11 protein-coding genes are annotated in these 12215 nt (G+C 60.5%); 3 read left to right on the top strand and 8 right to left on the bottom strand.

The genetic code is table 11. From position 1 onward, the window contains the following. Positions 1–19: 19 nt before the first annotated feature. The 3 genes from J5M66_RS04455 to J5M66_RS04445 are packed head-to-tail and all read right to left on the bottom strand — an operon-like array spanning position 20 to position 3596. Positions 20–967 carry a dihydrodipicolinate synthase family protein gene (locus J5M66_RS04455; RefSeq protein WP_110599051.1) on the bottom strand — a complete coding sequence of 316 codons (948 nt, stop codon included), beginning with the start codon at positions 965–967 and terminating at the stop codon, positions 20–22. Positions 968–1021: 54 nt separating this feature from the next. Then, positions 1022–1948, bottom strand: coding sequence for a 4-hydroxyproline epimerase (locus J5M66_RS04450; protein ID WP_125915961.1), 927 nt, complete (start codon positions 1946–1948; stop codon positions 1022–1024). A gap of 22 nt (positions 1949–1970) precedes the next feature. Continuing rightward, complete coding sequence (locus tag J5M66_RS04445) at positions 1971–3596, bottom strand: APC family permease (protein WP_123441654.1); 1626 nt, start codon at positions 3594–3596, stop codon at positions 1971–1973. Positions 3597–3818: 222 nt separating this feature from the next. Here J5M66_RS04445 and J5M66_RS04440 point away from each other — a divergent pair, with 222 nt between their 5' ends. Beyond that, on the top strand, positions 3819–4589 hold the full coding sequence (locus J5M66_RS04440) for an AraC family transcriptional regulator (protein ID WP_207807289.1): 771 nt from the start codon (positions 3819–3821) through the stop codon (positions 4587–4589). On the opposite strand, the gene J5M66_RS04435 is transcribed toward J5M66_RS04440, so the two are convergent. Further along, complete coding sequence (locus J5M66_RS04435; RefSeq protein ID WP_207807288.1) at positions 4586–5182, bottom strand: LysE family translocator; 597 nt, start codon at positions 5180–5182, stop codon at positions 4586–4588. The genes J5M66_RS04440 and J5M66_RS04435 overlap by 4 nt on opposite strands. 54 nt (positions 5183–5236) lie before the next feature. Further along, complete coding sequence (locus J5M66_RS04430) at positions 5237–6073, bottom strand: AraC family transcriptional regulator (protein WP_207807287.1); 837 nt, start codon at positions 6071–6073, stop codon at positions 5237–5239. Between the two features lie 1028 nt (positions 6074–7101). Here J5M66_RS04430 and J5M66_RS04425 point away from each other — a divergent pair. Beyond that, positions 7102–7401 (top strand): hypothetical protein, encoded by a 300-nt coding sequence (locus J5M66_RS04425; protein ID WP_039763483.1) that lies wholly within the window; start codon positions 7102–7104, stop codon positions 7399–7401. Between the two features lie 79 nt (positions 7402–7480). Here the strand turns inward: J5M66_RS04425 and J5M66_RS04420 are convergent, their stop codons facing one another. The 3 genes from J5M66_RS04420 to J5M66_RS04410 are packed head-to-tail and all read right to left on the bottom strand — an operon-like array spanning position 7481 to position 10997. Beyond that, on the bottom strand, positions 7481–8719 hold the full coding sequence (locus J5M66_RS04420; protein ID WP_207807286.1) for a nucleoside permease: 1239 nt from the start codon (positions 8717–8719) through the stop codon (positions 7481–7483). Positions 8720–8761: 42 nt separating this feature from the next. Continuing rightward, positions 8762–9844 (bottom strand): sugar phosphate isomerase/epimerase family protein, encoded by a 1083-nt coding sequence (locus tag J5M66_RS04415; RefSeq protein WP_207807285.1) that lies wholly within the window; start codon positions 9842–9844, stop codon positions 8762–8764. Then, positions 9834–10997: a Gfo/Idh/MocA family oxidoreductase gene (locus tag J5M66_RS04410; protein ID WP_207807284.1), complete on the bottom strand. Its 1164-nt coding sequence runs from the start codon at positions 10995–10997 to the stop codon at positions 9834–9836. The genes J5M66_RS04415 and J5M66_RS04410 overlap by 11 nt, the downstream gene beginning before the upstream one ends. Before the next feature lie 204 nt (positions 10998–11201). Between J5M66_RS04410 and J5M66_RS04405 the strand changes: the two genes are divergently transcribed. Then, positions 11202–12215, top strand: coding sequence for a LacI family DNA-binding transcriptional regulator (locus J5M66_RS04405; protein WP_207807283.1), 1014 nt, complete (start codon positions 11202–11204; stop codon positions 12213–12215).

The following is a 12215-nucleotide window of genomic DNA, read 5'->3' as shown; positions in this document are numbered from 1 at the left end:
GACTCGCGGCAGGTAGTAGTCAGGCGAAATTCTGCTCGGCGGACCAGTTTTCGTACCAGTGACGGAACAGCGAATACTGCTTCTCGGCATAGCGTCTTTGCGAATCGCTCAGCACGTCGCTTTCGTTGAAGTGCAGGGTGTATTCCTTGTCGCCGTTGAGCACCATCAGATGCTTGTAATACAGCACCAGATCGCAACCTTCGTCGAACGAGGACAGCACCGCCAGCGCCGACTCCAGCTCCCGCGCCTGGCGCCGGGCCTTGGCATCGCCTTGCGCGGCCTGCTTGCTCAGCGCCACCAGTTGCAGCACTTCGCGAGGAAGGGCGTTGCCGATGCCGGTAATGGCGCCGGTAGCGTTGCAGTTGACGAAGCCGTGCACCACTTGCGTGTCGACGCCGACCATCAGCGTCACGTCGTCATCCTTGGAGGTGATGTTCTCGGCCGCGTAGCGCAGGTCCGCGCCGCCGCCGAATTCCTTGAAGCCGATCAGGTTCGGGTATTCGCGACGCAGTTCGAAAAACAGATCGGCGCGGGTAGCGAAGCCGTAGTAAGGGCTGTTGTAAATCACCGCCGGCAAGTTCGGTGCGGCTTGCAGGATCGCGGCGAAGTGGGCCTTTTGCGCCGTCGCCGAAGCGCCACGGGACAGCACGCGCGGAATGACCATCAAGCCTTGCGCGCCGACTTTCGCCGCATGCGCTGCGTGGGAAACCGCTTCTCGGGTGTTCACCGCGCCAGTGCCGACGATGGTCGGCACCCCGGCAGCGACCAGCCGCGCCACGCCTTCCTGACGCTCGGCTTCGGTGAGCAGCGGCCAGTCGCCCATCGAGCCGCAGTAGACCACGGCGCTCATGCCGACATCGATCAGCTCGCGTCCCTTGGCCACCAGCGCATCGAAGTCCGGTTTGCGCTGGGCGGTGCACGGGGTCATCAGGGCCGGCATGCAACCAGTGAAGATGTTGTCGCTCATGGTTCAACTCCTTGGCATTTCGTTTGATTCGAAGTGAAAAATCGGCGTGGCGGCTCAGATGCCCCACGCGAACGGGTCGGTTTCGTCGATCAGCAAGGTGCTGTCGGCGGTCATGTAGGCGCGGCCGGTGATGAACGGGCGAATGCGTTCACCTTCCCATTCGAAGCGCCCTTCGAACTGGCTGCCAGTAATGCTCGCCTGGAACCACGGCGCGCCCGCTTGCAGCTTGTCGTCGGCGGCCAGGCAGGCAAGTTTGGCGCTGGTGCCGGTGCCGCATGGTGAGCGGTCATAGGCTTTGCCGGGGCACATGACGAAGTTGCGGCTGTCAGCCTGATCGTCATCGGCGAACAGTTCGATGTGGTCGATGACCGCGCCGTCTTCGCCACAAATGCCTTGGTCTTCCAGCGCCTTGAGCATCGCCCAGGTGTACGCGGTCAGGTGTTCTACGTTGTCCATGGTCAATGTCTGGCCATGCTCGGAGACGAGGTAAAACCAGTTGCCGCCATAGGCGATATCGCCGACCACGCGGCCATAACCCGGCACCTCCACCGGCACCTGTTTGCGATAGCGGTAGGCGGGCACGTTGCCCAGGGTGACCGAGCCATCGTCATGCAAAGTCGCGCTGACTTGCCCCACCGGCGTGTCGATCTTGTGCACGCCCGGCTGGATTTTCCCCAGATGCTGCAACGAATTGATCAGGCCGATGGTGCCGTGGCCGCACATGCCCAGATATCCAGCGTTGTTGAAGAAGATCACTCCGCAGGTGGCGTCCGCCGACACCGGTGGGCAATACAGCGCGCCGACCAGCACATCGTTGCCGCGTGGCTCGAGCAGACAGGCGCGGCGCCACTGATCGTGCTGGCTGCGCAGGGCGTCGCGTTTCTCGACCATGCTGTTGCCGGACAACTCGGGGAAGCCGCTCATCACCAGTCGTGTCGGCTCGCCGCCGGTGTGGGAATCAATGACGTGTACTCGTTTCATGAAGAGATCCCGTTGGATGATTTCAGTAGGCGCCGGCAGGGCGGGCGCTGACGCTGGACGAGGGCGCAGGGCTGTCGCTTTCTTCGTCCTCGTCGTCCAGGCGCAGCAGATGGGCAGGCACGCCGGTCGCTGCGCCCCAGTAGTAAATACCGGTGGCGCAAGCGGCGACGACGATCGTGTCGAACGGATGGGTGAGGATGCCCAGGCCACCGAAGGTGCCGAGTTTCGACAGCACGATGGTCACCGCGTAGAAGGCGATCAGCCACGCCGATGAGCGCACCTGACGCGCCAGACTCAGATGGGCGGTGGGCACGAAACGACCGCAGAACAGATAGATGACAAACATCAGGATTTGCAGGCCGAGCAGCCATGACACGGTGTTCCAGCCCGACCAGTAGACGATCAGCGCGGCGATGATGAACGACACCGGCCCGAGCAGGCCCATGCTCTTGACCCGGAACGGGCGCGGCATGTCCGGCGCATTGCGCCGCAGCGCCGCAACCGATACGGGCGCCACCGCATAGCTCAACACCAGCGCGGCGGAGACCACGTTGATCAGCGCCTCCCACGATGGAAACGGCAGGGTCCAGAACACCGACAGGGCGAAGGTCAGCCACAGCGCCGGACGCGGAATGCCGGACTTTTCATCGATGTGGGTGAAGACCTTGAAGAAAGTGCCGGTCTGCGCCCAGCCGTAGATCACTCGCGGCGTAGCATTCATGTAGATGTTGCCGCAGCCGCTCGGCGAGATCACCGCATCGGCGACCACCAGATAGGCTAGCCAGCCGACACCGAGCGCCAGGGCGATGTCGCGATAGGGCAGGGCGAATTCCTTGCTGATACCCGCCCAGCCGTTGGCGAGCATTTCCGTCGGGATGCTGCCGAGAAAGGCCATTTGCAGCAGCACGTAAATCAGGGTCGACAGCAGCACCGAAAGAATCAGCGCAATGGGAATGGTGCGCTGTGGATTTTTCACTTCGCTGGCCACGGAAATGATCGGCGTCAGGCCCAGGTAGGCAAAGATGATCCCCCCGGCAGAGACCGCCATCTCCACGCCGGACAGGCCGAATGGAGCGAATCCCTGAACCTGAAAGTTTTCCGGTTTGAAGAAGGTGAACAGCACGCCGATCACCAGCAGCGGCACGATGAATTTGAACACGCTGACCAGATTGTTGGCCTTGGCGAAGGTCTTCACGCTGCGGTAGTTGAGCAGGAAAAACACGCAGAGCAGGCCGAACTGCACCAGCCAGCCGAGGATCGTCGGATCGCCGCTGCCAGCTTTGGTCAAGCCGGGAAACCACGCCGCCGCGTATTGGCGCGAGGCGACCACTTCGATCGCCACCAGACTGGAAAACGCAATCAGCGTAATGAAGCCCATCAGGTAGCCGAGCAGCGGGCCGTGGGAATAAACCGGGTAGCGCACCACGCCGCCGGCACGGGGCAATGCGGCGCCCAGTTCGCAGTAGACGATACCCAGCAGCAACACGGCGAAACCGCCCAGTAACCAGGAAAAAATCCCCGCCGGACCGGCAATCGCCGAGACATGGCTGGCGGCGAACAACCAGCCGGAGCCGAAGATCGCGCCGAGTCCGATAAAGGTGAGGTCGATCAATGAAAGCTGTTTTTTGAACTTGCCTTGGCCTGACATGGCATCGCCTTCTTGTGAGTTATTGGATAGGCAGTTGTGTCACGTGGACGAGCAGACTTTGCACCGGTCGACGGCGGCGGCGATTGATGTTTTACGCCGGGATCGATGACGAATTCAGCACAATGGCGCTGGTGATTGCTGGGCCTCGACAGGGCCGTGACGTTGCTGCAATCTGCTCGCGGACAGCTTTTCTGGCGGTTCATCTCGAGGGGGAAGTGTTTGATGCAGTCAGCGTTTTCGATCCTGTGCCAGGGCACTGACGGCTTGCGTGCGCAGACCCTCGAAGCGATGGTCGCCGGTGCCGCGCAGCTGTTGCCGATACTCGATGTGATCCCCAATGCGGCGATCTTCATCAAGGATCTGCAAGCGCGCTATGTGCTGGCCAACCGCACGCTGGTGCAGCGTTGTGGCTTGAAGGACCTGCGCCCGTTGCTCGGCAAAACCAGTGCGCAGGTGTTCCCGGCGCAGTTGGGCCCGGGTTACACCGAGCAGGATCGCAAAGTGCTGGAGGAAGGTTTCGTGTTGGAGGATCAGCTCGAACTGCATCTGTATGGCAGTCGCGAGCCGGGCTGGTGCCTGACCCACAAGCGGCCGATCTACAACCGTGACGGGACGATCATCGGCCTGGTGGGGATCTCGGTGGATCTGCAGTCAGCCAGCGAAACCCACCCGGCGTTCGAGCGCCTGGCGGCGGTCGATGAATACATCCGCGGCAACTTCAATCGGCGGGTGACGCTGGGTGAACTGACGCGGATCGCCGGGATATCCGTGGCGCAACTGGAGCGCTATTGCAAACGCGTTTTCCACCTGACACCACGGCAGATGATTCAGAAAGTCCGCCTGGAACACGCGCATCGATTGCTGCACAGCGACTTGCCGATTACCGAGGTTGCGCTGCAATGCGGCTACACCGATCACAGCGCTTTCACCCGTCAGTTCAAGGCCTCGACCGGGTTTACACCACGCGAATACCGGCAAGCCACCGGGCATTAGACCAACACGGCCAGCCAGGCCGAGAGCAGCAGAAGAAGGGCCAGTGCCGCGTTCATTCGCTTGAACGCTTGCGGTGTGCTGAGCAACCGCGCGCTGCCAACGCCGAGCATCGCCCAGAGCGTCATGCACGGCAGTGACACCAGCAGAAATGCCAGCGACAACACCAGCAGGCGCAGGGTCTTGTCGCCGCCGCCAACGAATACGCTGACCACGGCCACTGCCATCATCCACACCTTCGGATTGACCAGTTGCAGCAGCGCCGCGCCGAAGACGCTCAAGCCTTGTTCCTGCGCAGCATTTGGGTCCAGCGATGGCGGCGGGCTGCGAAAGATCTGCCACGCCAGCCAGCTCAACCAGAGCACGCCACCCCAGGCCATGGCTTGCTGCACGCGCGGGAAGCGCAACAGGGTTTCGCCAGCGCCGAGCCCGACCACCAGCACAATCAACGCCGCCGCCGCACAGGCGCCGAAAATGATTGGCAGCGTGGCGATCAACCCGCGCCGCGAACTGTGGCTCAGCACCAGAATATTGGTCGGCCCCGGCGTGATCGAGGCAACGAAAGCGAACAGCAGAAAGGGCAGTAAAGAAGCCATGGTGCAGATTCCTGAAAGTCGAAACAGGACACCATGATCGTCAGTGGGCAGGCCTCAGTCTGGAAGATTTGAGCAGCGTTTGCGGTAGTCCGCCGGGGTCAATTGATAGGCGCGGCGGAACCAGCGCCCCAGATGACTCTGATCGGCAAAACCAAGCACGCTGGCCACCTGCGCTGGCGTCTCGCCGCGCGCGAGCAATTGCCGCGCCTTGGCCAGGCGCAGTTGGATCAGGTAGGCGTGGGGTGCCAGACCGAAAGCGGCCTTGAACGCGCGGGTCAAGCGAAAACGATCGATACCACAGGCTTGCGCTAGGTCGTCGAGGCCGATGTCTTCGTAGGTGTGGGCATGCAGATAGTCGCGCGCAACCTGCGCAACCAGTGGCAGGCGCGGATCGAAGTCCTGACGCTTGCGCCAGTCGAGATGGCGGGTGAGGGACGCCAGCAGGCCATCCAGCGCAGTCTGCCGGACGATGCGCAGATCGCCGTCATGTAACACGTGGAAGGCTTGCACGATCGCCGTCGACAGGTGCGGATCGTGGCTCAGGGTGTCGGCAAAGCCTGGCTGGCTGTCGGCCGGTGCCTCTTCGAACAGCGCGTGCAGTTCGCGCTCCAGCCAGTGCGGATCGAGGTACAGCATCGAGTAGGTAAAGCCATCCTCGGTCGGCGCATGGCCATCGTGGATTTCTCCCGGCTCAAGCAGAAACACATGCCCCGGTGTACTGCGATGGCGCACACGGCGGCAGTTGAATTGCTGGACGCCTTGCTCGGTAACGCCGACGAGAAAACTGTCATGCCAGTGCGGATCGTAGGCATGCCCACGGAAATGCGCACGAATCGACTCGATCCCGGTATCGACATCCTGGGAGAGAGAGATCCAGTTGCGTTTGTCCATGGGAGGATTCCATAGGGCGGTTGAGCAGGGGCGTTTCTAAAGTACCGCGTGGAGGAGGAGAGTGTTTAGAAGATTTGTGCAGGTGCGCAGGGGGATCGCGTCAGGCAATGTGCCTTGGATGGGAGGGGACCAGAAAACGCAGACGAAAAAAAACCGCCTTCGCGGGGCGGTTTTTCATGCCTCGGTTTGGAGCCGAGGCCGTGTGCATCACTAGCCACACCAACATGTCCGCGCATGGTATTGAGTTTCTCCCGTCAGTGCAACGAAGGTTTAGCGTGGTGTGCGAGGTTTTTTCGGAACGTCCAACGCATGTAACTGAATTCAGGTCTGTCAATAAACATTGTCAGAAATACGATTTTACAAAGGTTCAGGCGTAGCCGCAGGATAACCTTGGCTACTCGGGTTTTCTCTTCTGATTTCTGCGTTAAGATGCTCGCGCTCATCTTGTTGGTAGAGCAGTGAGGTTTGGCTGGGGGCGCAAAAGGTTTTACGCCCTCTGACGCGGATTCGCACCCGCGCCGGAATGATGTCTCGGAGGGATTTCAACCGGCCGCCTCACTAGCTACACCAACATGTAGGCTGAAGGCACGCATGGTCCGGTAAGTTTGCTGGAGGTTTGGCCGCCAGCCCTGGAGGCCAAAACGTATGAAGCTTTTGCTGCGTACGCTGAGCCTTGTATGGAGATTGTTGAAAGCCTTGCGCTTTTACGAGTTCCTGCGAGATCACTTTGACGACTTGAAATAAGGTCGTCTAAGTGGGGAAAGACCCGTTTCGGTTTCGACTGATACGGGTCTTTTTTGTGTGCAAAAAACTGTCAAAAACGAGATTATCGGTTTTATGCTTTCGACTTTGTAGGCGTTTCTCTTAATGACGTAAGCAACAGCATGAAGATCGATCCAATAGCGGCTCATGCTCGATCAGCCATTGATTACGTCAATAACAACCATTAAGTCAATGAAGTTCTCATATCCACGGTGCGGCGTAAGCTCGGCTCCATACCCAACCACTGCAACTCGGAGCACATCATCATGAAACGCCAGACTATCCTCGGTATCGCTTTCTCGGTTTTTGCACTGAATGCCTTCGCCGCCACCGAAACCGACCCGCTGTTCAGTGATGCGGTCGCGGCCGCCACTCAAACAGACCGCTTGTTCAGCGATGCAGTAGCCGCAACCGAAACTGACCCGCTGTTCAGCGATGCAGTAGCCGCAACCGAAACCGACCCGCTGTTCAGCGATGCAGTAGCCTCTGATGGCTCCGATCATCTGCAAGGCAATCGGGTCGCCGAAGGTGGCGCTGACCGTCTGCTGGAACGTCGCACCGCTTGAGCGCAACGATGAACATCGATAACGAATGCCGCCTCAACCACAGGCGGCATTCGTTCTATTCATGCATTACAACGCTGCTCTAAACCGCACTCGGCAGCACAGCCTTGTCGCGATCGCGGCTCTTGAATGTAGCCCAGAAACACAGCAACACCGCCACGGAAAAACCGGCGGGGAACAGCCAGATGCTTCTCCAGTCATGCCCCGCGCTTGATGTGAAGTGGTCGGTAATCCGTCCCGCGATCCAGAAACCAATCAACATGCCCAATCCGTACGTAGCCAAGGTGATCAAACCTTGCGCCGAGCTGCGGAAGCGTTCCGGTGCCTTGGCATCGGTGTAGATTTGCCCGGACACGAAGAAGAAGTCATAGCACACACCGTGCAGGGCAATGCCGATCAGCAGCATGAATGCCTGATCGTCGTTATTGCCGAACGCAAACAGCACGTAGCGCAACGCCCAGGCAGCCATGCCGACCAGCAGGGCGATCTTGATGCCGAAGCGATGGATGAACAGCGGCAACAGCAACATGAACAGCACTTCCGACACCTGACCGATGGCCATCTTCGCTGTCGGGTTGGTCACGCCTATCTCGGCCAGAAACGGATTGGCATTCTGGTAATAGAACGCCAGCGGAATGCAGATCAGGATCGAGGCGAGGAAGAACACCAGATAGCTGCGATCCTTGAGCAAACCCAACGCATCGACGCCGAGCATCTGCTTGAGGCTTGATGTGCCCGCTGCGCTTTTCAACGGCGCAGTGTTCGGCAGACTGAAGCTGTAAAGCCCCAGCAACAGCGACGCGACGGCGGACATCAGGAACGTATTGCGCAAGCCTCCGGCCGCGATGCTTTGCTGCGAGTCCCAGGCGAACACGAAGCTGATCACCACGCCGGCAACGATCCAGCCCACCGTGCCCCACACGCGAATGCGCGAGAACTCCAGCGCCGGGTCTTTGATCTGGCGGAACGCCACGGCGTTCACCAGTGCCAATGTCGGCATGTAGACCATCATGTAGGCGAGCACATAGGGATAAAACGCGCTGAAGTCTGCCGCGCGATAGAGCTGATAAAGCAACACTGCGCCAAGCAGATGCAGCACTGCCAGAATGCGTTCGGCGTTGAAGAGTCGGTCGGCAATCAAGCCAATGACAAACGGCGCCAGAATCGCGCCCCAGGATTGCGTGGCGAAGGCCATGCCGACCTGGCCGCCGCTGGCAGCGAGCGTGGTGGCCAGAAAAGTGCCGAGGGTGACGAACCAGCCGCCCCAGATAAAGAACTGCAAAAACATCATCACGCTGAGTCGCGCATTCATTACGTTCATTTCAGATCACCGTATTGTTTTTATGTCGGTAACGCGGATGAATCAGTCGTCAGTCAGGCCGAGCAGGCGCCGGTTGGAAGCGGCATCGGCGCTGACCCCGGCGAAATCGTCGAAGGCCTTGGCGGTCTTGCGGATCATGTGTCGCTCGATGAACGCCGCGCCTTGCGCCGCGCCCTGTGCGGAGTCTTTCAGGCAGCACTCCCACTCCAGCACGGCCCAGCCGTTGAAGTCGTATTGGCACAATTTGCTGAAGATCGATTTGAAATCGATCTGGCCATCGCCCAGCGAGCGAAAGCGCCCGGGACGCTCGACCCAACCCTGATAGCCGCCGTAGACGCCGGAGCGCGCATCAGGGCGGAACTCGGCATCCTTGACGTGAAACATGCGGATGCGTTGGTGATAGCGATCGATGAAGCCGAGGTAATCCATTTGCTGCAGCAGCAGGTGGCTCGGGTCATACAGAATTGCGGCGCGGGGGTGATGATTCACCGCTTCGAGAAACTGTTCGAACGACGCGCCGTCATGCAAGTCTTCGCCGGGATGGATTTCGTAGCACAGATCAACGCCAGCCTCTTCGAAGCAGTCGAGAATCGGCAGCCAGCGTTTGCCCAGTTCGGCGAAACCTTGCTCGACCAAACCGGCCGGACGTTGCGGCCATGGATAGACGTAGGGCCAGAGCAGGGCACCGGAAAAGGTTGCATGGGCGGTAAGTCCCAGACGTTGGCTGGCACGGGCGGCCAGTTTCAACTGCTCAATGGCCCACTCGGTGCGCTCCTGAGGTTTGCCGCGCAGCGCGGGCGGGGCGAAGTCGTCGAACAGGCTGTCGAACGCCGGATGCACTGCGACCAATTGCCCTTGCAGGTGCGTCGACAGCTCACTGATCACCACACCCGCGCGGGCGCAGACGGCGATGAGTTCGTCGCAGTAATCCTGGCTCTCAGCGGCGCGCTGCAAATCGATGAACCGTGTGCCGAGGGTCGGTACCTGAATGGCTTTGTAGCCTTGCGAAGCGGCCCACTCGGCAATGTTGGCGAGCGAGTCGAAAGGCGCTTCGTCGGCGATGAATTGCGCGAGGAAAATCCCCGGACCTTTCAGGCCAGTCGAATTTTGCTGATCACTGTGCATTGTGCTGGGCTCCTGTCAGTGGGCCGGGGATCTCGCTCCACTTTTCATTGCCAAGGTGATTGGCGATCGCGGTTTCAATGAAGGCCATGCCGCGCAGGCCGGTATCGATGCCCGGTACGCCCGGTGCCTGATGGCCCTCGACGCCATGAACAATCGCTTCGGCGAGATCGCCGTACAGGTTGGCCATGGCTTCCAGATAACCTTCGGGATGCCCCGCAGGCAGGCGCATGCGTTGGGTTGCGGCGGCACACAGCCACGGCTGACCGACTCCGGAGCGCAGAACGCGCATCGGCTCGTTCAACGGTCGATGAATCAGGCTGGCCGGTTCCTCTTGACGCCATTCCAGGCCGCCCTTGTCCCCGTAGACGCAGATCTTCAGCGGGTTTTCCTCACCGGCGCAGACCTGGCTGGCGAGCAATACACCACTGGCGCCGTCGCGCATTTTGAACAGCATCGCCACATCGTCATCCAGTTGCCGACCCTCGACATGCGAGCCGAGCATTGCGCTGATGAACTGGATCGACTGGCCGGCAACGAACTCGGCGAGGGAAAACGCATGGGTGCCGATGTCGCCGATGCAGCCGCCGATCCCGGATTGCGTCGGGTCGTCGCGCCAGCCGGCCTGCTTGTTGCCTTGCCCGGCGACATCGGTGCTGAGCCAGCCTTGCGGGTACTCGACGAGGACTTTGCGCACGCGCCCGAGCACGCCGCTGGCGACCATTTCGCGGGCCTGCCAGACCATCGCGTAACCGAGGTAGGTGTGCGCCAGGCCGTAAATTCGCTGGCTGTTGATGACCACCGAGTGCAGCGCCTGCACCTCGGCGAGGTTCAGCGCCGCGGGTTTCTCGCTGAACACATGAAAACTGGCGCTCAATGCCTCACGGGCAATCGGTGCGTGCAGATGATTCGGAGTGACGATGACCAGCAGTTGCATGCGCTGCTCGGCGGGCAGGGCGGCTTCGCGGGTAAGCAGGGTTTGCCAATCGTCGTAACAACGTTCGGCGGATACTCCCAGGGTCGCAGCGGTGCGCTGATTATTCTCCGAGTCGCGGCTGAACGCGCCACAGACCAGTTCGAAGCGTCCATCGAGCCCGGCGGCTTGCCGGTGGGCTCGGGCAATGAATGAACCTTCACCGCCTCCAACAAAACCCATTCTTATTTTTGCGGCAGCGTACATGGCAGTCGTCTCGGTAGCTGGATGCAATTGTTGATGAGCGATGTAACCGGTTACATCGTGGGCGAAATCTAGGCTTGAATTAGCCGAGTGTCAAATGTCAGCGGATGATCGACAGCGTTTCGATCGCTCGTCGCCTGCGGTAAGCTCCGCGCCTGATCGGCATGAATCAACGAGGTGGTTTTGTCCAATATTCGCGAAGTGGCTCGGCTGGCCGGGGTTTCCGTGGCGACGGTTTCGAGAACTTTGAGATCGCCCGAGCGCGTGCTCGCGCCAACCCGTGAGCGCGTCATGGCGGCCGTGGAGCAGGCCGGCTATCGGCCGAACCTGATGGCCGTGCAGTTTCGTTCGCGGCGCACTGGCAATCTGGTGATTCTGGTGCCGACCATCGCCAACACCTTTTTCGCCCGGGTCATCAGCGGCGCGCAGCAAGCAGCGCAGGCGGCCGGTTATCGCCTGCTGCTGTGCGACACCCAGGGCCTGGAAGAACTGGAGCGACAATTCGCCGAGCTGGTGTACGCCTATCAGGCCGACGGGGTGATCCAGTTGCGCGCTTACGATCCTTTCGAAAACACTCCGGCCGACGCCGATGTGCCGCCGATCGTGAACGCCTGCGAAGTGCTCAAGCCCGGGCGTTATCCAACCATCAGCCTGGACAACGTCGCCGCCGCCAAAGCCATGACCGAACATCTGATCGCATTGGGACATCGACGCATCGGCCTGATCAAAGGCTCAAAAAACAGCCCGCTGACCCTGGATCGACTGGCAGGTTACGAAGCGGCATTGCGCGAGGCCGGGATTGCCTTCGATGAAGCACTGATCTGCCATGGCAATTTCAGCCTCGAGGCCGGTTATGCAGGCGCGCAAAAGATGCTCGGCTTGGCCGAGCGGCCGAGCGCGCTGTTCTGCGAAAACGATGAAATGGCCATTGGTGCGCTCAAGCGCATCCGGCAGGCCGGGCTGCGTGTGCCCGAGGATATTTCCCTGGTGGGTTTCGATGACATTCCGATGGCTGCGTACTGCGATCCGCCGCTGACCACCATCTCGCAACCGGCCGAGGCCTTCGGGGCCAAGGCGGTCGAGATGTTGATTGCGCTGATCGAAAAACAGCCGCTGACAGAGCGGCATGTCGTCTTGCCGTTCGAGCTGACGCCACGCAGCAGCACGGCCCGCATCGACAACACGGGCAAGCGCTAA

The organism is Pseudomonas sp. 67(2021) (assembly GCF_017491835.1).
Classification (GTDB): Bacteria; Pseudomonadota; Gammaproteobacteria; order Pseudomonadales; family Pseudomonadaceae; genus Aquipseudomonas; species Aquipseudomonas atacamensis.
Note: the sequence above shows the minus strand (reverse complement) of the source record. Positions and strands in the feature narration are given on the sequence as shown.